This window comes from Pseudarthrobacter sp. NKDBFgelt, assembly GCF_046097905.1.
GTDB lineage: Bacteria > Actinomycetota > Actinomycetes > Actinomycetales > Micrococcaceae > Arthrobacter > Arthrobacter polychromogenes.
Genome location: NZ_JBJURL010000076.1, coordinates 1 through 20,591, shown reverse-complemented (window position 1 = coordinate 20,591; position 20,591 = coordinate 1). Strand labels below are relative to the sequence as shown.

The 20,591-nt window shown below is 67.5% G+C and carries 17 protein-coding genes; 5 read left to right on the top strand and 12 right to left on the bottom strand.

Annotated elements, in window-relative coordinates; translation table 11 throughout:
* From ACKAE7_RS17075 to ACKAE7_RS17065, 3 genes are all read right to left on the bottom strand, one after another.
* Positions 1 to 1,348, bottom strand: a 1,348-nt coding sequence (locus tag ACKAE7_RS17075; protein WP_408979828.1) for an ATP-dependent helicase, incomplete at its 3' end; no start/stop codon positions are given.
* Positions 1,348 to 4,557 (bottom strand): ATP-dependent DNA helicase, encoded by a 3,210-nt coding sequence (locus ACKAE7_RS17070; protein ID WP_194734658.1) that lies wholly within the window; start codon positions 4,555 to 4,557, stop codon positions 1,348 to 1,350. The genes ACKAE7_RS17070 and ACKAE7_RS17075, both read right to left, overlap by 1 nt.
* Before the next feature lie 140 nt (positions 4,558 to 4,697).
* Positions 4,698 to 5,114, bottom strand: coding sequence for an MGMT family protein (locus ACKAE7_RS17065; RefSeq protein ID WP_188811712.1), 417 nt, complete (start codon positions 5,112 to 5,114; stop codon positions 4,698 to 4,700).
* A gap of 63 nt (positions 5,115 to 5,177) precedes the next feature.
* On the opposite strand from ACKAE7_RS17065, the gene ACKAE7_RS17060 reads away from it, so the two are divergent.
* The 4 genes from ACKAE7_RS17060 to ACKAE7_RS17045 all read left to right on the top strand — a co-directional run bounded on the left by ACKAE7_RS17060 (position 5,178) and on the right by ACKAE7_RS17045 (position 8,665).
* Positions 5,178 to 5,888, top strand: a complete 711-nt coding sequence (locus ACKAE7_RS17060; RefSeq protein WP_190609911.1) for a 3'-5' exonuclease — start codon at positions 5,178 to 5,180, stop codon at positions 5,886 to 5,888.
* Between the two features lie 326 nt (positions 5,889 to 6,214).
* Positions 6,215 to 7,150: an ABC transporter substrate-binding protein gene (locus ACKAE7_RS17055; protein WP_190609909.1), complete on the top strand. Its 936-nt coding sequence runs from the start codon at positions 6,215 to 6,217 to the stop codon at positions 7,148 to 7,150.
* A gap of 16 nt (positions 7,151 to 7,166) precedes the next feature.
* Entirely contained in the window at positions 7,167 to 7,931 is a 765-nt protein-coding gene (locus ACKAE7_RS17050) for an amino acid ABC transporter permease (RefSeq protein WP_190609906.1), read from the top strand.
* Positions 7,928 to 8,665 (top strand): amino acid ABC transporter ATP-binding protein, encoded by a 738-nt coding sequence (locus tag ACKAE7_RS17045; protein ID WP_408979827.1) that lies wholly within the window; start codon positions 7,928 to 7,930, stop codon positions 8,663 to 8,665. The genes ACKAE7_RS17050 and ACKAE7_RS17045 overlap by 4 nt, the downstream gene beginning before the upstream one ends.
* Before the next feature lie 113 nt (positions 8,666 to 8,778).
* Here the strand turns inward: ACKAE7_RS17045 and hemL are convergent, their stop codons facing one another.
* The 9 genes from hemL to hemE all read right to left on the bottom strand — a co-directional run bounded on the left by hemL (position 8,779) and on the right by hemE (position 18,888).
* Positions 8,779 to 10,110 (bottom strand): glutamate-1-semialdehyde 2,1-aminomutase, encoded by a 1,332-nt coding sequence (gene hemL / locus ACKAE7_RS17040; RefSeq protein WP_408979826.1) that lies wholly within the window; start codon positions 10,108 to 10,110, stop codon positions 8,779 to 8,781.
* 17 nt (positions 10,111 to 10,127) lie between these two features.
* On the bottom strand, positions 10,128 to 11,237 hold the full coding sequence (locus ACKAE7_RS17035) for an LLM class flavin-dependent oxidoreductase (protein WP_408979825.1): 1,110 nt from the start codon (positions 11,235 to 11,237) through the stop codon (positions 10,128 to 10,130).
* Positions 11,237 to 12,217 (bottom strand): porphobilinogen synthase, encoded by a 981-nt coding sequence (gene hemB, locus ACKAE7_RS17030; RefSeq protein WP_188811706.1) that lies wholly within the window; start codon positions 12,215 to 12,217, stop codon positions 11,237 to 11,239. The genes ACKAE7_RS17035 and hemB overlap by 1 nt, the downstream gene beginning before the upstream one ends.
* A 62-nt stretch (positions 12,218 to 12,279) precedes the next feature.
* On the bottom strand, positions 12,280 to 13,167 hold the full coding sequence (locus tag ACKAE7_RS17025) for a uroporphyrinogen-III synthase (RefSeq protein ID WP_408979824.1): 888 nt from the start codon (positions 13,165 to 13,167) through the stop codon (positions 12,280 to 12,282).
* 61 nt (positions 13,168 to 13,228) lie between these two features.
* Positions 13,229 to 14,227, bottom strand: coding sequence for a hydroxymethylbilane synthase (hemC, locus tag ACKAE7_RS17020; protein ID WP_408979823.1), 999 nt, complete (start codon positions 14,225 to 14,227; stop codon positions 13,229 to 13,231).
* Positions 14,224 to 15,489, bottom strand: a complete 1,266-nt coding sequence (locus tag ACKAE7_RS17015) for a ferrochelatase (RefSeq protein ID WP_408979822.1) — start codon at positions 15,487 to 15,489, stop codon at positions 14,224 to 14,226. The genes hemC and ACKAE7_RS17015 overlap by 4 nt, the downstream gene beginning before the upstream one ends.
* Positions 15,486 to 16,187 carry a hydrogen peroxide-dependent heme synthase gene (gene hemQ, locus ACKAE7_RS17010; protein ID WP_188811698.1) on the bottom strand — a complete coding sequence of 234 codons (702 nt, stop codon included), beginning with the start codon at positions 16,185 to 16,187 and terminating at the stop codon, positions 15,486 to 15,488. Before hemQ ends, ACKAE7_RS17015 begins: the two co-directional genes overlap by 4 nt.
* Positions 16,188 to 16,328: 141 nt before the next feature.
* The gene (hemG, locus tag ACKAE7_RS17005) at positions 16,329 to 17,789 is read right to left on the bottom strand and encodes a protoporphyrinogen oxidase (protein ID WP_408979821.1); all 1,461 of its coding nucleotides are present in this window, start codon (positions 17,787 to 17,789) and stop codon (positions 16,329 to 16,331) included.
* 4 nt (positions 17,790 to 17,793) lie between these two features.
* Entirely contained in the window at positions 17,794 to 18,888 is a 1,095-nt protein-coding gene (hemE, locus tag ACKAE7_RS17000) for a uroporphyrinogen decarboxylase (RefSeq protein ID WP_408979820.1), read from the bottom strand.
* Positions 18,889 to 19,046: 158 nt separating this feature from the next.
* On the opposite strand from hemE, the gene ACKAE7_RS16995 reads away from it, so the two are divergent.
* A complete protein-coding gene (locus tag ACKAE7_RS16995) occupies positions 19,047 to 20,363 on the top strand; it encodes a glutamyl-tRNA reductase (protein ID WP_188727658.1) in 1,317 nt (438 codons plus the stop codon).
* Positions 20,364 to 20,591 lie beyond the last annotated feature (228 nt).

Genomic DNA, 20,591 nt, shown 5'->3' with positions numbered 1-20,591 from the left:
CCTGGGCCGGGCGGCCGCGCTGCGCGCCCGCCCGGCCCAGGGATTCGGACATGACGTTGGCCGCGGCCAGGATCGAGCGGCCGTTCCGCCAGGCCGTCGTCAGGTAGGACGTCGGCGCAGGAGCCCAGGTCCCGGTGTCCTCCGCGGCCCGCTCCCCCGCGGCACCTTCGTCCGCTGCCGCCTGACGGGTGGTCCCCGTCCTCACCGGAAACTCCCTGACAAAATGGAAGAGCTGCCCGGCCGAGGCTCCGCGGAATCCGTAAATCGACTGGTTGGGATCACCCACGGCCGTCACCGCATGCCCGCCGCCGAAGAGCCGCGAAAACAGCACGAGCTGGGCGTGGGACGTGTCCTGGAACTCGTCCAGCAGCACCACTTTGTAGCGCTGCCGCTCCATCTGGGCAGCCAGCGGGACTTCGCGTGCCACTCGGGCAGCGAGAGCCACCAGGTCGCCGAAGTCCAGTGCACCACGGGCCCGCTTGGCCGCTGCATATCGTCCGACCATGTCGGCCACGGATGCCCTGGTCCGCAGCATCCCGGCGAGATCGGCCACTGCCTGCGGGGGGTTCTTCTTTTTGTCGGCAAGGTAAGGGAGTGACTCGAAGTCGGACAACCGCGCCATCAGCCAGGCTTCGACGTCCTCGGGCTCCTGGAGGTGCTCGGCGCATTCACCGGCCAGCTGGATAACTGCCTTCACCAGCGTGGACTTGGCAGCCCGGAAATGCCCATACTCGCCGTCGTAGGCCTCCACGACCTCACCGGCCAGCTGCCAGGCCTGCGCACCGCCCAGCAGGACCACATCACGCTCCACCCCCAGCCGGAGCCCGTAGTCGGAGACAATGCCACTGGCGAACGAGTGGTAGGTGGAAACTTTGGGTTCCAGGGCGTCGCTGCTGAGCAGTCCCTCCGGGAAAACCCCGTGACCGTTATCCCTGCCAGCCTTGTCCTGGGCCATCCTGTCCTGGGCAACCAGGCGCTGGAGGGCAGCCAGCTTCGCACGGATGCGCGACGCCAGTTCACCAGCTGCCTTCCGGGTAAAGGTCACGCCCAGGACTTCCTCCGGCCTGACCCACCCGTTGGCCACGAGCCACACCACGCGGTCCGCCATGGTGGCTGTCTTCCCCGACCCTGCCCCTGCAATGACCAGCCGCGGGGTCAGCGGAGACGCAATGATCGCCGACTGTTCCGGAGTCGGCACGTTTTTTTCACCCAGGAGCACGGAAAGTTCTTCCGGGCTGAACCGCGGCCGGGGCGGTGTGGCGGCAGCGGCTTCCTCCCGGGCAGCCACGGCCCTGCCACCTGAAGGCCCGGCGGCAAGGGTAGCCTCCTGCTCTTGCACGTCCTGCATCATTCAGTCACTTGCCTTCCACGCACGCACAACGGACAGACCTCGGGGAGCCGGCAGCCGTGGCCGCCGTGGCTGCCTTTGGACGGATCGTGCCGTGCCTCGAAGGCACTGCCGCCCATTACCGAAGCTGCATCCTTCACCATATCCAGGGCCCAGTTGTCCTGCTGATCGATCGGGTCCTGCTGCTGGATGGCCGGATTTTTCGCTCCGGTTCCCAGCTGGGCCAGTACCGCCCCGCCGGGTACCGGACCCGCCTGGCTGCCCGGACCGTCGTCGAACCCGCCGGCAAGCACCGCTGCCTGGTATGCACCCAGCTGCGGATGCCGTGCCAGCTCCCCCTTGCCGGGCTGACGTTTTCCCGTCTTCAGGTCCACAATCACCAGACGGCCCTCGGCATCGATCTCCAGCCGGTCCACCTGGCCGCGCAGGACCGCGTCCCGGTCCGGGGCATCATCAACGGGGACCGTTCCAAGCGCCACCTCGAAGTCCTGCTCAACGCCAACGAGGCTCCTGCCCTCGCTCCGCATCAGCAGCACATACTGGGCCAGCTTTCGCACCATGGACTCGGCACGCTGGAAATCAAGCCTGCCTTCCCAAGTGTCCTTCATGCCCAGCGCAGGCCAGCGCCGGACGAGTTCCGCGATGTACTCGGAGCCGGAGGCATCCGGCAGTTCCTGGGCAATCGCGTGGACCAGGGTGCCCAGGCTTCGGGCGAAGTCGGTGGCAGGCTCCCCTCCTGCGGCCTGGACGAACCAGTCGAGCGGTGATTTCTGGACTGTCTCCACTTTTGACGGTGACACGAAAACCGTCCCGCCGGGTGGAACCACCGCCGCGTCGGAGCTCAGCGGGGGAAGGCCCCACCAGCTCTGCGGATGCGCGCCCGGGACGGGCGGCTCCGCCCTGGCCAGGCGCGCAAGCACCCTGGCCGCTTCCTCCGCCTGCGGAGCGTCCGTTCCATCCAGCTGGGCGTGCTGCCGCAGCTCGGCGACGAGCGCCCGGAGCGTCATGGGGCGCTCTACTGCAGTGAAGCCGCGGGTTTCCTGGCCAGGAGCCAAAGGCGCCACATAGTCGAGGAAGGAGGACGGCTGATCGTCTTCGGAGGATACGGCGGTGCATACCAGCAGTTCGCGGGCGCGGGACACTGCTGTGGAGAAGCTCCGGAGCTCGTCATACCGGATATCGCGAAGCCGGCTCAGGGGATCCCGTTGCAGGGCGTAGCCTGCGCCGTGCTCCACCGCATCGCTGTAGAGAGTGCTTCCAAGGAGCTCGCCGCGGAGCCGGGTGTTGGGCCAGACGCCCTCCTGGAGGCCGGCAACAATCACCACCGGCCATTCACGTCCGGCTGCACTGGCGGGCGTCATCAGCTCGACGGCGTCGTCCACCTGTGCGCGTGCGGCAAGGGTGTCCATGGGGAGCTCCTGGTTCAGGAGATATTCGAGGAACTGCTCGGGGCCTGCCCCGGGCATCTGGTCCACGTACCGCTCCGCGGTGTGGAAGAGCGCCATCATGGCGTCCAGGTCACGGTCCGCACGCGCCCCGTGGGGTCCGCCGGAGAGCGCCGTTTCGGTCCAGGCGCCGGCGAGCCCAGTGGAGTCCCAGAGGGCCCAGAGGACTGATTCAGCGTTGGCCCCCGGTTCAGCAGCCGCCCTGCTGCCTGCCTGGATCATGCGTGCCGCCCGGCGTGCGGCGCGGCCCTCGATGCCAAGGCTTGACAGCGCGTTAGGCTCCAGCAGCGCTTCGACCAGTAGTGAGTCGCTGGTCCGGCCTCCGCCTCCCAGGATTTCTTCCCTTCTCAGCGATTGCCGCAGCCGGCGGAGCTCGATGGACGTTGCCCCGCCGATCCGCGAGGTGAGCAGCGATACTGCGGCCTCGGGGGTGAGCAGTGCCGTGTCCAGCGCGATGGCGAAGGCATCAAGCAGCGGACGGACGGCCACCTCGTCCCGGACGGCGGACTCTGCCACGGGAACACGCACGGCGATTCCCTGTCCGGACAGATAACGCTGGAACTCGCTGACCTGGGCGCCGTTGCGCACAATGACCGCGACGTCGGCCAGGTCACGGCCCCGGTTGATGTGCTGGTCCAGGATCCGCTGGGCCACGTACCGCAGTTCATGAACGGCGGACGGAACAAGGTGTGCTTCCACTGCCCCTTCCGGCTTGTTTCCGCCGGCCTGATCGAGGCGCCTGGCCAGCTGGCCGCCCGCACGCTGGGAGATCCGTCCGGCAACATTTAGCCAGGCGTCGGCAACCGCGGTAGCTTGCCGGTGGGCATGCCGCAGCGGACGCTCCACCACAGGTGCCCCCGGCGACAGCAGGTGCGGCAGTTCCGCGACGAGGTCCGGCCTTGCCCCACGGAAGCCCTGGACGACGGTGTCCGGGCAGAAGGTGACGAAGGAGTCCTTGCCGCCCGCTATATCGGCCAGCAGCTCAAAGACTGCGGGGTTGGCCTCCTGGATGTCGTCCACGAGGATGACCTGCAGCCGGTCCCGTTCCGCGGCCAGGAACGCAGGAAAATCCTGGAAGACCTGCCGGGCGGCCGTGATGATCCCGGCGGGGTCGAAAGCCTCAGGCATCCGCAGGTCCAGGATGTCCCGGTACTCCGCGTACAGCGCGGCGGCGGCAGCCCAGTCCGGCCGGCCGCAGTCATGTCCGAGCCGCACCAGGTCCTCCGGGGTGCGCCCTGATTCGATGATCCGGTCAAACAACTGCCGGACTTCCTGCCGGAAGCCGCGCGTTTCCAGCGCCCCCTCCATATCGGCAGGCCACGGCAGTTCCAGGCCCGGGAGCCGGTGTCCTTCAAGGAGTTCCTTGATGATGAGGTCCTGTTCGGGCCCGGAGAGGAGCCTCGGCGGCCTGGACAAGGAAAGGAGCCCTTCAGCTTTCGCGCGCCTGATGACATCGAAAGCGTAGGACGCCCAGGTACGCGCCGGCGTTGTGCTCAGGCTCCTGTCCAACCGTGCGGTGAAGCGGTCACGAAGGGTGTCTGCCGCGAGGCGGCTGGGTGCCAGGATCAGCATGCGCTCTGGATCCACGCCGTCCCGGAACGCCCTGCGGACGGCGGCCTCGACGAGGGTGGTGGTCTTGCCGGTTCCCGGAGCGCCGGGCATCAGTACCGGCCCGGCGCCGTGGGGGACATCAACCGCGGCCTCCTGGTCCTCCGACAGCAGGGGCTCAGCCGCATGGACGTGGCGGGGCGGCAGCAGCCTCAGGCCTGTCGCGGCCGGGCTTCCCTGATTGCGGTCCGTGCTGCCTGTTGCAGTCCCTGCCGTTGCATCCGCATCGGGTGCAGGACCTTCCGGGGAGTCGTCCCGGTACTCGTCGCGTGGGCCGGTGAAGGGCGTTGTTACTGTCACACAGACATTCCATCATCAGCCACCGACAATCCATGCAGCCGCCGCTCCAGCTGCTCGGCAACAGTATCAATCACGTCCAGTTCGTCTTCGGCGGGCGCCCACCGGGCGGCCTGAAGATCCACACGCCAGCGTCCTTCCCGGGTCCGCTGGTATTCGAGATAGGCGCCCAGGAGGGGCGTGCCCTCGGCAAGGTAGTGGCGGAGGGCCTCAGCCTCGTGCCCGGCAGGTGCGTGGCCGCTCGCCTTGAGGATCCGCCACCAGGGCACGCCGCTACCGTAGTGGCTCATGACGGCGCCCACCTGCCTGGGGCCGCCGGCGCCCAGCAGCTCGGCAACGTCCCCGTACGCCATGGCGGATGCGGCGGGCACCAGTTCCACTATGGCCAGCACCGCCTCCACGTACTCAATCCGCATTGATCCAATCTAGCGGCAGTGGCGCTCCACGGAATTGTCAGTGGTGCCCTTTAGCGTTGACATATGAGCACCTGGAACACCCTCCCCCGCGCAGCTTTCGACCTGGAAACCACGGGCCGCAACTCGCGGGCTGCACGCATCGTCACGGCCTCCGTAACGGTGGTGGACCACAACGGCGACGTCATCAGGGAACATGACTGGCTGGCCGATCCCGGGGTGGAGATTCCCACGGAAGCCAGCGACGTACACGGTGTCACCACCGAAAAGGCCCGGCGGGAGGGCAGGCCCGCACACGAAGTAACGCAGGAACTTGCCGCCGTCCTACAGGACCTTTTTGACACGAACATCCCCGTCATCGCTTTCAACGCAAGCTACGATTTCACTGTCCTGGCCGCGGAATCGGCGCGCTACGGCGTGCCCCAGCTGAGCCGCTTCCCGGTCCTGGACCCCTACATCATGAACAAGCAGGTGGACCGCTACCGGAAGGGCAAGCGCACCCTGACGGCGCTGTGTGAAGAGTATGGGGTGGTCCTGGACAACGCCCACACGTCTGCGGCCGATGCCCTGGCAACGCTGCGGGTCCTGGACGCCATGGCCGGGAAATTCCCAAAGCTGATGATGCCCGCGACCCAGCTCCACCAGCTGCAGGTGGACTGGGCCACCAGCCAGGCGGCAGACTTCCAGGGCTACCTCCGGAAAACCAAGCCGGCTGCCGTCATCGAGGGCGACTGGCCGGTACTCCCCCCTCAGGACGCGAGCCTCGGCGGCTTCTGACATCGTGCTGCCGCACGGATGCGAGGCAAGTCACAGTAACAGGGCTTCACATTGGCGGGCAGGAAACCTCCTCCCTCATTCGGCATACCCTTGCCCAGAACGTTCAGTCGGAGCGTATTACCGCCGAGCTGTTGAATAACATTTGCTCCTGACTGCATCAGGGCTGTTTTTATTCGAATCACAACCGAAAAACCGCAGGTGAGAGAATAAAGTTTTGCGGTCACCCCTGCCTTGCAGTGCTTGAACAGCGCCGGGCAGGTGCCAGGCGCCACCAGCGCAGCCTCGCGGCCCGGTTGACTAATGACTCAGATGAAAGCGACAACTTGATGAAAATCAAAGCGATGAAGTGGCTCACCACGGCTCCTGTGGCACTCGCCCTGGCTGCCTCCCTCGCCGCGTGCGGCTCAGGCTCCGCCGAGCCTACAGGGACACCCACGGACGCCCTCGCCGGCAGCGACCAGCAGACGCTGGACCAGTACACCACCGCCGACGTCACCCCGGTCGACCAGATCGACACGACCAAGCTGGGCCTGAACACCGAAGGCAAGCTTGAGGTGGGCACCCTGTCCGACGCCCCGCCGAACATCTTCATCGACCCCTCGGGCAAGTTCACGGGCTACGACAACGAACTGCTGCGCGCGATCGCCGGCGAGCTCGGCCTTGAGGTCGAATTCGTGGCCACCGATTTCTCGGCGCTCCTGTCCCAGGTGCAGACCAAACAGTTCGACGTCGGATCCTCCTCCATCTCCACCACGGACGCCCGCCGCCAGAACGTCGGCTTCACCAACGGTTACGACTTTGGCTTCATGGCCGTGGTTGCCAAGACCGACAGCGACGTCAAGGGCTTCGACGACCTCACCGGCGACCTTCGCATCGGCGTGGTCCAGGGCACCGTCCAGGACGATTACGTCACCAACACCCTTAAGCTCGAGCCGATCCGCTTCCCGGACTACGCCACCGTGTACGCCAACGTGCGCAACGGCCAGGTGGACGCCTGGGTGGCGCCGTCCCAGCAGGCGACCGGCCAGGTCAAGGAAGGCGACGGCACCGTCATTGCCGAATCCGTCGTCAACACGCAGAACTTCACTGCCTACGCCGTGGCCAAGGACAACCAGCCGCTGATCGATGCGCTGAACTCCGGCCTTGACGCCGTCATCGCCGACGGAACCTGGTCCAAGCTGACCAAGGAGTGGTACCCGGACCGCGAGATGCCGGCCGACTGGAAGCCGGGCAGCAAGGCCGCCACGGTTCCGCAGAACTGATTGAGCCGGGACGTTTATGGAACTCCTGGACCAACTGGCTGACACTTTCTTCAACTGGGAGGAAATGGCCAAAGTCATTCCCGCCCTGCTCATGGTGGGCCTGCCCAACACGCTGATACTGGCTGTGGCTTCCGGCATCTTCGGTTCCCTGCTGGGACTCGCGCTGGCCATGATGGGCATTTCCCGCAACGCGGGAGCCCGGTGGGTGGCACGTATCTATACCGACATCTTCCGTGGCCTGCCCGCCATCCTGGTGATCCTGGTCATCGGCATCGGGCTCAGCCCCATCGCCAGGGAAATCACCGGGTCCCGGAACCCGTACCCCCTGGGCATCCTCGCCCTCACCCTGATCGCGGCTGCCTACATCGGTGAAATTTTCCGTTCGGGTATCCAGAGTGTTGAGAAGGGCCAGCTTGAGGCATCCCGGGCGCTGGGTTTCAGCTATGGCAGTTCCATGCGCCTGGTGGTGGTGCCGCAAGGCATTCGGCGGGTGCTGCCCGCACTGGTGAACCAGTTCATCTCGCTGCTGAAGGACTCGTCGCTGGTGTTCATGCTTGGGCTCGCCGCCTCCGACCGGGAAATTTTCCGGATCGGAAATGACGCCATGGCCAACACCGGAAACCTGTCTCCGCTGGTGGCCGCCGGGGTGCTGTACCTGATCCTGACCGTCCCGCTGACTCACTTCGTGAACTTCATCGACAACCGGCTGCGCACCGGCAAGCCGGAAAAGAAGGAACCGGACGAGCTGGCAGCGCCTATCGGCAAGGGGGCACAGGCATGACGGAATTTGTTTCCGGGACCCTGACCGGCAAGAACCTGCACCTTTCCTTCGGCCACAACCATGTTCTCCGCGGCATTGACCTGCATGTGGAGAAGGGCACCACGGCCTCCGTGATCGGCCCGTCAGGATCCGGCAAGTCCACGCTGTTGCGCGTGATGAACCGGCTGATCGAACCCGACCAGGGCGACATCCTCCTGGACGGCCGTTCGGTACTGAAGGACAACCCTGACGAACTCCGCCAGCGGATCGGCATGGTGTTCCAGCAGTTCAACCTGTTCCCGCACAAAACGGTGGTGGACAATGTGTCGCTGGCGCTGCGGAAGCTGCGGAAGCTCTCCAAGGAGCAGGCCCGCGCCGAAGCCCTGGAACAGCTGGACCTGGTGGGCCTGAAGCACAAGGCCGACTCCCGCCCGGCCAACCTTTCCGGCGGCCAGCAGCAGCGTGTGGCCATTGCCCGGGCCCTGGCCATGAAGCCTGAGGTCATGTTCTTCGACGAGGCGACCTCGGCCCTTGACCCGGAGCTCGTCAAAGGCGTCCTGGCGCTGATGGCCGACCTGGCGAAGGGCGGCATGACCATGGTGGTCGTAACCCACGAGATGGGATTCTCCCGCAACGTGTCGGACACCGTGACCTTCATGGATGCCGGCGTTGTGGTGGAATCCGGCCCGCCGGAGCAGATCTTCACCGCGCCCCGGACGGACCGGCTGAAGGGCTTCCTCTCGGACGTCCTCTAGGTTCACTGGCAGGCACAGCCAGAAATCCCCGCCTCCTGGACTTTTCCCCTTTGCATGCAGGGGGGATTTGTCCGGAAGGCGGGGATTTCCTTGTTGAAAGAACGACGGCGGAGCTAGCCTTGCGCCGCGGCGGCGGCCTTCGCTGCGGCCGGCAGTGCTTCGAAGATCCGGTTCATGGCCGTGTCATCGTGCGCGGCGGAGAGGAACCAGGCCTCGAACACCGACGGCGGCAGGTATACCCCGGCCTCCAGCATCGAGTGGAAGAACGGCGCGTAGCGGAAGCTTTCCTGCGCCTGGGCGTCGGCGTAGTTGTGGACGCCGTTGGCCGAGGTGCCGAAGGCCACCGAGAAGAGGTTGCCGGCGAACTGGATGGAGTGGTCCACCCCGGCGGAGTCCAGGGCGCTGGACAGTGCCGAGGAAAGTTCCAGCGAGCGGACATCGATAAAGGAGTAAACGTCCCGGGTGGCATGGGTCAGGGTGGCCACACCGGCCGCCATCGCCACCGGGTTTCCGGAGAGCGTTCCGGCCTGGTAGACGGGACCCGTGGGTGCCAGGTAGTCCATGACGTCGGCACGTCCGCCGAGGGCCGCCGTCGGCATTCCTCCGCCGATGACCTTGCCGAAGGTGAGCAGGTCCGGGGTCCACGGCTCGGCGGCGTCCGGCGCTCCGCCGGTAAGCCCCCAGTAGCCTGAGTAGCCGGTACGGAAACCGGTGAGCACCTCATCCACGATGAGCAGTGCCCCGTGTTCACGGGTGATGCGGGACAGGCCGAGGTTGAAGCCCTCCCCCGGGGTCACCACGCCCATGTTGGCGGGGGCGGCTTCGGTGATCACGGCCGCGATGTTCTGCCCGTGCGCGGCGAAGGCTTCCTTGACGGCGGTGAGGTCGTTGTAGGGCAGCACCAGGGTTTCGGCGGCGGTGGCCTCCGTGACACCTGCGGAGCCGGGCAGGGCGAGGGTGGCGACGCCGGAACCTGCGGCGGCAAGGAGGCCGTCCAGGTGGCCGTGGTAACAGCCGGCGAACTTGATGATGAGGTTGCGTCCCGTGAAGCCGCGCGCCAGGCGGACGGCGGTCATGGTGGCCTCGGTGCCGGTGGACACCATCCGGAGGCGTTCGACGGCGGGAACGCGTTCCTTGACGATCTCGGCCAGGTTCGCCTCATCCGGGGTGGAGGCGCCGAAGGACAGGCCGCGGTCCACGGCTGCGTGGACGGCCTCCAGTACGGCGGGGTGCGCGTGGCCCAGCAGCGCCGGACCCCATGAGCACACCAGGTCCACATATTCCTTGCCGTCGGCGTCGGTCAGGTACGGCCCCTTGGCGGAGACCATGAAGCGCGGCGTTCCGCCCACGGACCCGAAGGCACGGACCGGCGAGTTGACCCCGCCCGGCATGAGCTGGCGGGCGCGGTCGAAAAGTTCCTCGTTGCGAGGGTTGCTGGAAGTCATGGTTCCTATTCTCTCAGTTAGCGGGCCGGTGAATCGGCCAGCAGTTCTGCCACCCGGGGCGCCACCGCCGTGCCCATCAGCTCAATGGAGCGCATCATGGCGGAGTGCGGCAGCGGCCCGTTGCTGTATTTCAGGTCGAAGCGGTCCACGCCCAGGTTTTGCTTGAGCAGGACGATCTTCCGGGCCACAGTTTCGGGCGAGCCGACGTAGAGGGCGCCCTCGGGTGCGCACAGGGCGTCGAACTCGCCCCTCCCCGCCGGTCCCCAGCCCCGCTCGGCGCCAAGCTTGTTCCGCAGCTTCAGCCAGTGGGGGAAGAGCTCCTCGCGGGCCTGCTCGTCGGTGTCAGCCACGTGTCCGGGTGAATGGGTGGCCACCTGCTGCATGGGGTGGCCGTACTTGGCCATGGCTTCCCGGTACAGGTCCACGAGCGGGCGGAAGGCGCGGGGTTGCCCGCCGATGATGGCGAAGATGATGGGATAGCCGTACTGGGCGCAGCGCAGCACGGATTCCGGCGTGCCGCCCACTCCGATCCAGGTGGGCAGCAGGTGGCGCTCCAGCGGCGGGTACACGCCCAGCCCGGATACGGCCGGCCTGGTGCGGCCTTCCCAGTACACCGGCTTCTGCGCCCGGACCTTGTCGAACAGCTCGAGTTTTTCCTCGAACAGGACCTCATAGTCGGCCAGGTCCAGACCGAACAGCGGAAACGATTCGATGAAGGAGCCGCGGCCCAGCATGACTTCGGCACGGCCGCTGGAGATGGCGTCCACGGTGGCGAACCGCTGGAACACCCGGATGGGATCATCGGAGCTCAGGACGGTGACAGCCGAGCCCAGCCGGATCCGGGTGGTGCGGGCCGCAGCGGCGGCGAGGAAGACTTCCGGCGCGGACACCGCGTAGTCCTTGCGGTGGTGCTCGCCGACGCCAAAGGCATGGAGTCCGACGGCGTCCGCCAGTTGAGCCTCTTCCAGCAGCTGGCGCAGCACCCGGGCATGCGGCTGCGGGCTTCCGTCCGGGTTCTCACCGACATCGCCAAACGTGTTCAGGCCCAGGAGGATCCGGCCTGGTCCAGCCGGGGCGGTGGGACTCTCGGGAACCGCTACGGATCGGGGAGCCGGTGTGTTGGCCATCAGGACTCCTTCAGCCAGCCGGCCAGTTCTGCGGCCCAGTAGGTCAGCACCATGTGGGCGCCGGCGCGCCGTATGCCCAGCACGGACTCGGTGATGGCGGAGCGCCGGTCGATCCAGCCGTTGGCGGCAGCGGCCTCGATCATGGCGTACTCGCCGGAGATCTGGTAGGCCGCCACCGGGACCGGGCTCATGGCGGCGACGTCGGCCACGATGTCCAGGTAGCTCATCGCGGGTTTGACCATCACGATGTCGGCCCCTTCTGCGAGGTCCAGTTCCACCTCGCGAAGGGCTTCGGTGCGGTTGCCGGCGTCCATCTGGTAGGTCCGCCGGTCGCCCTTCAACTGGGAGTCGACAGCTTCGCGGAACGGACCGTAGAAGGCGGAGGCGTACTTGGCGGAGTACGCGATGACGGACGTGCTGGTGTGGCCCGCACCGTCCAGGGCGGCACGGATGGCGGCGATTTGGCCGTCCATCATGCCGGAGGGGCCCAGCATGTGGGCGCCGGCGTCAGCCTGGGCCACGGCCATGCGTGCGTAGATCTCCACGGTGCGGTCGTTGTCCACGTACCCGTCGGCGTCGAGCACGCCGCAGTGGCCGTGGTCCGTGAACTCATCCAGGCACACATCGCTCATGACCACCAGGTCGTCTCCCACCTCGGCGCGCACGTCCCTGATGGCCTTGTTCAGGACGCCATCCGGGTCAAGGGACGCCGTTCCCTGGGCGTCCCGGTTTTCCGGGATGCCGAACAGCATGATGCCGCCCAGCCCGAGTTCCACCGCTTCAGCAGCAGCACGCTTCAGGGTTTCCGTGGTGTGCTGGACAACGCCCGGCATGGAGGTGATGGGGTTGGGTTCCGTGAGGCCTTCACGGATGAAGGCGGGAAGGATGAGTTCCGCCGGCGCCAGGCGGGTTTCGGCGGTCAGCCGGCGCATGGCGGGCGTGGTGCGCAGGCGGCGGGGGCGGTGGCTGGGAAAAGTCATGGTCCTGTCCTTGGCGTTGGTTCGGGCGGTGAGTGGGTGGCCGCTGGCGGGCGTCCCGCGCGTCAGGGTGGTTCTCCGCCGGCATCCTCCGTCGTGAGGAGTGCTGCCGCGACGGCAGCTACAAGCCCTGCCGGCGACGGCTCAGCCGCGATGGCAGCCACCGGCATGCCAAGCGCGGCGGCCTGGTCCGCCGTCGAACGCCCGATGGCCACGAACTGGCACCCGAGCAGCGGGGACAGCGCATGGATGCGCCGGGCGGCGCTGGGGGAAGCTGCAATGACGGCGTCGAGGCGGCCGTCCGCCAGCTCAGCTGCGGCGTCTTCAGGTGTCAGCAGGGCGTACGACGGCGGCTGCAAGTCCGCTCCCCCGCCTTCCGCCGGGATGGCCAGCCTGCGCTCCGCCGCGGCGGGGTAGTCGACCGTGCGGTATGCGGTCACTGCCGTCACGGTGCTTCCGGCTGCCGACAAGCCTTCCGCCAGGCGCGGCGACGCGATGTCCGCCTGCGGCAGCAGAACCTTGCCGTCCCCACCCGGCCACACAGCGAGCAGGCCTGCCGCGGACTGGTCAGCCGCTGGTGTCAGTGCCACGGCAAGCCCCCGGTCCTCCAGGAGCCTGCGCGTTGCCGCCCCCACCGCGGCTATGCGGGTGCGGGCCGGGATCCACTGGGCAGGCACCAGTCCACGTTCGGCGGCTTTGGCCGTGAGTACATGGACTGTGGTGGCGCTGCTGACCACCAGCCAATCGAATGCCCCGGCACCGAGGGCATCGCAGGCCACATCGAGGGAGTGCTGGTCCGGTGCACGTTCGAAGTCGATCAACGGCAGGAGGAATGCGCTGGCACCTGCATCCTGCAGCGCGTCCACGAGCGGCAGCGACCGCTCCGGGCTGCGCGTGATCAATACCCGCGCCCCGGCCAGTGGGCGCTCCCACGGCAGATCCTTCTCCTGCATGTTTACCCGCGTCCCAGCCGGCCCTGCCGGATGCATTGGACAGGTAATCGCATGGCCGAAATCAGGAGGCCTGGAGGTCCGCGATGTCCGCGGCACCGGCGGCCAGCAGGACTTCTGCCAGTTCAATGCCGAGCAGCGTGGCACCCACCTCCGTGAGGCCGTCGGTTGCGCGCTTGTCCCGGACCGAGGCCGTGCCGTCCACGGCGCACACCACGGCTTCCAGGTAAAGCATGCTGCCCTTACGGAAGGCGTAGGCGCCAACCGGTGCTGCGCAGCCGGCCTCCAGCCGTGCCAGCAGGGCGCGTTCAGCCGTGACCGCGAGCCGTGTATCCGGATCGTCGAGTGCACTGAGAGCCTGGGCCAGCACGTCCCTGGAGCCTTCGGCAGAGCCGGGGCGGGCCGGAGCGTCAGCCGTGCGGCATTCGATGGCCAGCGACCCCTGCCCGGCGGCGGGAAGCATAACGTCGGTTTCGAGGAACTCGCTGACGGTGTCCAGCCTGCTGATGCGTTCCAGGCCTGCGGCGGCCAGCACCACGGCGTCCAGGTCGCAGGACTTGCCGGGTACCACCTCGGTGATGGTGTTGCCCGGCAGCCCGGGGACGCGGCCCAGGCGGGTGTCCACGTTGCCGCGGATGTCGATGATCTCCAGGTCCGGCCGTGCGGCGCGAAGCTGGGCGGCGCGCCGGGGCGAGCCGGTACCCACCCGTGCGCCGTTGGGGAGGTCAGCCAGTTTCAGTCCGTCCCGGGCGCACAGGACGTCGCGGACATCCACCCGCCGCGGCGTGGCCGCGAGGCTGAGCCCGACGGCCGCGCCGGTGGGCAGGTCCTTGAGCGAGTGGATGGCCACGTCGCATTCGTTGCGCAGCAGCGCATCCCGCAGGGCGGCGACAAAAACGCCGGTGCCGCCCATCTGGGAGAGCGAGCCGGTCAGGACATCGCCGTCGGTCCGGATGTGGACGAGCTCCACCGGAAAGCCTCCGACGGCGGCCAGCTGGTCCGCGGTCTGCTGCGTCTGGGTAAGCGCCAGTTTGCTGGCGCGGGTGCCGATCCGGACCGTCACTGCTGCGGCGCTCCCCCGGCCGCCGCTGGCTGGCTGGCGCCGGGATAGGCGTCATGCCCGGTGCCCACGGTGGTGTCTGCACCGGCAATGGTGGGCTTCTCGCCCCGGAAGTTCTGGCAGCACCCCGGCCGGCAGACGTCGTACCAGGGACCGAGGTCCGTCAGCGCCGGGCGGTCAGCGATGTTGTTGGCCGCCGTCCGCTCCGAAATCAGGTCCACCATGCCGTTGACGAACTTGCGGTGCGTGCCGGGTGTGGGGACGCGCGTGGCGGTCAGCCCCAGGTTGGCGCAGGTTTCCAGGGCTTCGGTGTCCAGGTCCCAGACAACTTCCATGTGGTCACTGACGAAGCCGAGCGGGACGATGACGATTCCCTTGACATCTTTGCCGGCCAGTTCCTCGATAGCATCGTTGATGTCAGGCTCCAGCCAGGGCACGTGCGGTGCCCCGGACCGGGACTGGTACACCAGGGACCACGGTGCCGTCAGGCCTGATTCCTCTTCCACGCGCCGGATGACAGCGGCAGCCGTGGCGAGGTGCTGGGCCACGTAGGCGGACCCTTCCGTGAATTCGCGGGGTTCGCCTTCGGAGCGGCCTGCGGCCTCCGCATCCCGGGTGGGGATGGAGTGGGTGGCGAACAGGATCTGCACCGGCGCGTCGGGGGTGCCTGCGGCTGCAAGCTTTTCCCGGACTTCCGCGAGGCCGGCGGCGGTGCCCTCAACGAACGGCTCCACGAACCCGGGGTGGTCGAAGTACTGGCGCACTTTGTCCACTTCCAGCCGGCCGTCCAGCCCGGTTTCGGTCAGCGCCATGCCGATGTCCTCACGGTACTGGCGGCAGCTGGAGTAACAGGAGTAGGCACTCGTGGTGATCATCAGGAGGCGGCGGTGGCCGGCGTCGTACGCGTCCTGCAGGGTCTGCGGAATGTACGGCGCCCAGTTGCGGTTGCCCCAGAGGACCGGAAGTTCGATGCCGCGGGCGGCAAGTTCGGCCTCAAGGGCGGCCTTGAGTTCCCGGTTCTGCTGGTTGATGGGGCTGATGCCGCCGTTGGCGCGGTAGTGGTGGGAGACCTCCTCCAGCCGCTCATCCGGGATGCCGCGCCCGCGGGTGACGTTGCGGAGGAACGGGATGACGTCCTCCTGGCCTTCCGGCCCGCCGAAGGAGGCGAGGAGGACGGCGTCGTAGTTCTTGGGTGCCATCCGCCCGGCCTCGGTGACAGGGTTGACGACGACGGCGCCGGCGTTTGTGGGGTCAAGCTGGCTCATGCGAGCACCTCCGCTACTTCTGCCGGGGAAATCCGGCGTCCGGTGTAGAACGGGACTTCCTCCCGGACATGGTTGCGTGCCTCGGTGGCGCGCAGGTGGCGCATCAGGTCCACCAGGTCCACCAGTTCGGGGGCCTCGAGGCCCAGGATCCATTCCCAGTCGCCCAGTGCGAACGAGGAAACGGTGTTGGAGATGACCTGCGGGAACTCCCGGCCCAGGAGGCCGTGTTCCCGAAGCATTGCGCCCCGCTCTTCCTCAGGGAGGATGTACCACTCGTAGGAGCGGACGAACGGGTAGACGCACAGCCATTCCGCCGGTGCGACCCCGCGGGAGTATGCGGGCGTGTGGTTCTTGGCGAACTCTGCCTCACGGTGCACGCCCATGGCGGACCAGACAATCTCGGTGCCCGCAAACAGGGTGCTGCGGCGGATGTCGCGGATGGCCTGCTGCAGCGCTTCCGGCTTGGGGCCGTGGAGCCACACCATGACGTCAGCATCTGCCCGCATGGCGGAGACATCGTAGCTGCCGCGGTGCGTCACGCCGGCCTGGGCCAGCCGTTCCAGGAGGGCCTCGAAGTCAGCGGCGGCGTCGGCGCTGCGGATCAGGGTTTCGGAGCGCTTGAATACCGTCCAGAGGGTGAAAAACTGCTCGGCTGATTCTTCGGTTTTAGTGACAGATTCGGCAGAAGTGTGGCTCATGGTTACAAGTTTGCCCCTTCGTACCCGCCAAGTCGAAACCAACAACTTCTACAAGCCGTAGAAGTGCGCAACGTCACATCTGTTGGTCTATGCCGTGGCTGAGGGAGCCGGCGAAGGCCGTCGAAAGAAGTGCCAGGGGATTTAGCGGTCCAGGTTCCGGATTTGTTCAATCGTGTCGGAGACCACAGCGGCCAGCCCGTTACCGGCCACCCAGCCGCCGACGACGGCCAGGTTACCCACAGCGGCACAGGCTTTCCGGATTTCCGCCACGCGGGCGCGGTGCCCCACGGCGGCGAAGGGCAGGGACCCCCGCCACCGGACCACATCCCAGTCCACGACGTCCTCCGCGGCGATGGCCACGCCCAGCAGGGCCTGTGCATCCCGCAGGGACGCGGCAAAGAGTTCCTCGTCGGTGTCCGGGCCGCCGGGCTGCCCTCCGGCCCCGTCCACTCGGCCATACGAGAGCCTGACCACGTGCCGGCCAGGGCCGGCCGCGTCAGCGAGCCAATCCCATTTGCCGGTGGCGTGGGTCAGGGCCTTCGCTTCAATGCCGGGGGTCTGGGGCGCCACCAGGATGCCTGTGCCGCGCGGCCGGCGGTCCAGTTCGGGCTTGTTGACCACGAGTGTGACGAGCTTGACGTCCGGCCCTGCAGGAGGCCGTCGTCCCGCCAGGGCGGGGACTGCGGCTTCCAAAAGGTCGACGGCGGCCGGACCGTCCACCCCCACAACCAGCGTGCCGGCGTCGAACGTTGCTCCGTGGGAGCTGACCCGCCACCCTTCAGGCGTCCGGGCCACACCTGAGGCGGGCGTGCCGGACAGGAGCGTCACCCTCCGGTCGCGGAGGTCGTCCACCAAAGCGGTGACCAGGGTGTGCATTCCGCGTTCAAGGCCGGCAACGGCAGAGCCCGCCTTTGCCGGAGCCGCAGGCTCTTGGCTCCGGCCGTCGTTCGCAGGTGACCCTGTGCCGGCGCGACGCTGGGCGGAAACCGCAGCGGCCAGGGAGCCGTGCCGCCTGATTCCGGCGCGGAGCCCCGGAGCCACCATGTCGACGTCGAGCAGTCCGGGATCCGCGGAGTGCACGCCGCCAACAACCGGGGCAACCAGGCGCTCCAGGACCCTGCTCCCCATGCGTGCCTTCACCAGGGCGGAGACGCTGATGACGTCGTCCGCCGTCCCCACCGACGCCGGCAGGAACCGGTCCAGGGTGGCCCGGAGGGTTCCCACGGGGCCCAACGACCTCCGGACTTCCGGGTCCCAGGGGTTGGCCGGGATGCCCAGGACGCCCGTCTTGGGCAGTTCGCGCGGGCCGTCCGGAAGCTGGACCCAGGCTCCCCCGGGCCGGGGCTGCACAATGCTGCCGGCAAGGCCAAGCTCCCCGGCAAGCCGTGCAACGGCGTCGGAACGGGTGGCGAAGGATTCCGCGCCGCTGTCCAGGGTCAGGCCGGCAACGGTGTGGCTGCCCACGCAACCGCCCCATTCCGTTCCGGCTTCCAGGACTGTGACCTCATAACCGGCGGAAGTAAGCTCGCGGGCAGACAGCAGTCCCGAAATGCCGCCGCCCAGCACCAGCGCGGTCCGGGTCTGTGCCGGCATGCTGCCCATGGGACTACTCCGGGGAGATGGAGTGGATGAGTTCAACCACCCGCGTGAGGACGGCGGGATCAGTCTCCGGCGGGACGCCGTGCCCCAGGTTGACCACGTGCCCGGGGGCCGCCGAACCTGCGGCTACGACGTCGCGGACGTGAGCCTCGAGGATTTCCCACGGGGCCGGCAGCAGGGCGGGGTCGATGTTTCCCTGCAGCGGTACCGTGCCGCCGAGCCGCTGGTTAGCCTCATCGAGCGGCAGCCGGTAGTCAACGCCCACCACGTCCACTCCCACGTCACGCATGGCCACGAGGAGCTCCGACGTGCCGGTGCCGAAGTGGATGAGCGGGGCGCCGAGGTGCCGCACATGGTCCAGGGCTCGTGCCGAGGCGGGCGCCACATACCTGGTGTAGTCCGCCAGGCCCAGGGAACCGGCCCAGGAGTCGAACAGCTGGGCCGCGGAGGCGCCGGCCTCAAGCTGTGCCTGCAGGAACATGCCGGAGGCGTCTGCAGCCCAGTTGGCCAAGGCGTTCCAGGTTTCGGGGTCGGCGTGCATCATGGTGCGCGGGCCCAGATGGTCACGGGACGGCCTGCCCTCCACCATGTACGCAGCCAGCGTGAACGGTGCGCCGGCGAAGCCGATCAGCGGGGTGCTGCCGAGTTCAGCCACGGTGAGGCGGACCGCTTCGCGGATCGGTTCCAGCGACTCCCAGGTGAGCTGCGGCAGCGCTGCCACATCTGCGGCAGTGCGGACCGGAGTGTCCAGGACAGGTCCCACTCCAGGCACGATGTCCACGCCTACGCCGGCAAGCTTTAGGGGAATGACGATGTCGGAGAAGAAGATGCCCGCATCAACGTCGTGGCGGCGGACCGGCTGGAGCGTGATCTCGGAAGCCAGCTCCGGGCGCAGGCAGGAGTCCAGCATGGCGACGCCTTCGCGGACCTTGAGGTACTCGGGCAGCGAGCGTCCGGCCTGCCGCATGAACCAGACGGGGCGTCGGGACGGTTTGCCTCCGCGGTAGGCCGTGATCAGCGGGGAATCTGCGGTGCGGCCGTCCAGCAGCGGGTGGTCTGCGGCGAGGGCGCCGGCAGGGGACATGGCGGGGCTGGAAGTCATGCCTCTGATTGTGCCGAAAATCGGCTGCAAAAGATAACGACGAAGTGTCATCCCGAGGCGCTCCGGCCGCGCCGTGGCAGGAATCACAGCTTCCGCGTGCGACGGTCCGCGCCTGGAGTTGTTCTACCGAGTAACGAAAAAGCTATGATTGTCCTGCTGTGGTTCTTTTTTCATTGGTGGCTACACACGCCGACATCGATCTTGAGACCGTTGCTCAGTTGAGCAGCGGCTCTTCGGGGATCGCCACATCCGCCCTCTCCGGATCGCCGGCAGTGACGGGTGCCATTGTCCTTGCCACCTGCAACCGCTACGAAATCTATGGCGAGGCCCCCCATCCGGACGATGTGGAGGCTGCCCGCGCCGCTTTAGTGGCCCAGATCAGCGAAGTCAGCGGCCTGAGCGAACCCCTCGTCTCACGCTCCTTCAGCACCCGCACCGGTCCGGAAGTCAGCCAGCACCTGTTTGCCGTCAGCGCAGGCCTGGACTCCGCCGTGGTCGGAGAACGCGAAATCGCCGGGCAGGTCAGGCGGGCCCTTATCACCGCCCAGCATGAAGGCACGGCAAGTTCCGGCCTCGTCCGGCTGTTCCAGGCGGCCTCCAAGACGGCCAAGGATGTCGGCGCGCAAACCGCCCTCGGCTCCCGGGGCCTGTCCATCGTTTCCGTCGCGTTGGATCTGGCAACGGACCTGTCCGAGAATCCGGATTGGTCCAGCAAGAAGGTGGTGGTCTTCGGCACGGGGGCCTACGCCGGCGCTACCATGGCCCTCTTGCGCGAACGCGGCTGCACCGACATCTCCGTTTTCTCCTCTTCCGGCCGCGCCGAAGGTTTTGTGGCAACCCGGGGCGGCACGGCCCTCGACGCCGAATCACTCCGGCCGGCCGTTGCGGCGGCAGACGTGATGATCGGCTGCAGCGGTTCCGACACCAGGGTGGAAGCTGATGAACTGGCTGACGTCCGGGCGGATTCCCCGCAGCCGCTGATTGCCATCGACCTCGCACTCACCCACGACTTCGACCCCGGGGTTGGCGAACTGGACGGCGTGGAGCTTCTCACCCTGGAGTCAGTCCGCCTTGCGGCCCCCCAGGAGCAGGCCGAGTCGCTGGCCCAGGCCAGCGGCATCGTCAGCGGCGCCGCCAAGGCCTTCGAGCACGAGCGCGAGGTCCGGTCCGTGGACTCCGCCATCGTTGCCCTGCGCCGGCACACCATGAGTGTCCTGGACGCGGAAATGGAAAAGGTCAGGGCCCGGCACGGCTGCACGGCCGCCGCAGAGGAAGTGGAATTCGCGCTCCGCCGCATGGTTAAGCAGCTCCTGCACGTTCCTACGGTGCGCGCCCGCGAGCTTGCCGCCAACGGCCAGCAGGATGACTACGTTGCAGCCCTCGAAGCCCTTTACGGCATCACCGTGGAGCAGCCGGCCGCCGCAGCCCCCCAGGCCGAATGCCCGGTGGACCACCGGGGCCTCGAAACCGCCTGACGCGCCTCTCCCCCAGGGCGACGCTCTCTCACATCCTGCGCCCTTTTCGCCAACGCTCTCTCCCTTGATGCGCTTTTCCCGCCAACCCTCGTTACCTTTTTCGTAGCCCGTTTCCTGTTGCAGGATGAGGGTGTGCTGGCCTGCCGGTCCCGGGCATGATTGCGACCCTCTGTTGATCGATGATCCTGAGAGTGTTGTCACCTGGGGCTGGTAGGTGCCGGGGAAACC

Bases quoted from the DNA above. Each gene is read 5' to 3' on its own strand.
- hemQ (WP_188811698.1), bottom strand. From the start codon at position 16,187: ATGAGCCACACTTCTGCCGAATCTGTCACTAAAACCGAAGAATCAGCC.
- ACKAE7_RS17025 (WP_408979824.1), bottom strand. From the start codon at position 13,167: ATGCAGGAGAAGGATCTGCCGTGGGAGCGCCCACTGGCCGGGGCGCGG.
- ACKAE7_RS17050 (WP_190609906.1), top strand. From the start codon at position 7,167: ATGGAACTCCTGGACCAACTGGCTGACACTTTCTTCAACTGGGAGGAA.
- hemE (WP_408979820.1), bottom strand. From the start codon at position 18,888: ATGACTTCCAGCCCCGCCATGTCCCCTGCCGGCGCCCTCGCCGCAGAC.
- ACKAE7_RS17035 (WP_408979825.1), bottom strand. From the start codon at position 11,237: ATGGCCAACACACCGGCTCCCCGATCCGTAGCGGTTCCCGAGAGTCCC.
- ACKAE7_RS17045 (WP_408979827.1), top strand. From the start codon at position 7,928: ATGACGGAATTTGTTTCCGGGACCCTGACCGGCAAGAACCTGCACCTT.
- ACKAE7_RS17065 (WP_188811712.1), bottom strand. From the start codon at position 5,114: ATGCGGATTGAGTACGTGGAGGCGGTGCTGGCCATAGTGGAACTGGTG.
- ACKAE7_RS17015 (WP_408979822.1), bottom strand. From the start codon at position 15,489: ATGAGCCAGCTTGACCCCACAAACGCCGGCGCCGTCGTCGTCAACCCT.
- hemL (WP_408979826.1), bottom strand. From the start codon at position 10,110: ATGACTTCCAGCAACCCTCGCAACGAGGAACTTTTCGACCGCGCCCGC.
- hemG (WP_408979821.1), bottom strand. From the start codon at position 17,789: ATGGGCAGCATGCCGGCACAGACCCGGACCGCGCTGGTGCTGGGCGGC.
- ACKAE7_RS17060 (WP_190609911.1), top strand. From the start codon at position 5,178: ATGAGCACCTGGAACACCCTCCCCCGCGCAGCTTTCGACCTGGAAACC.
- hemB (WP_188811706.1), bottom strand. From the start codon at position 12,217: ATGACTTTTCCCAGCCACCGCCCCCGCCGCCTGCGCACCACGCCCGCC.
- ACKAE7_RS17055 (WP_190609909.1), top strand. From the start codon at position 6,215: ATGAAAATCAAAGCGATGAAGTGGCTCACCACGGCTCCTGTGGCACTC.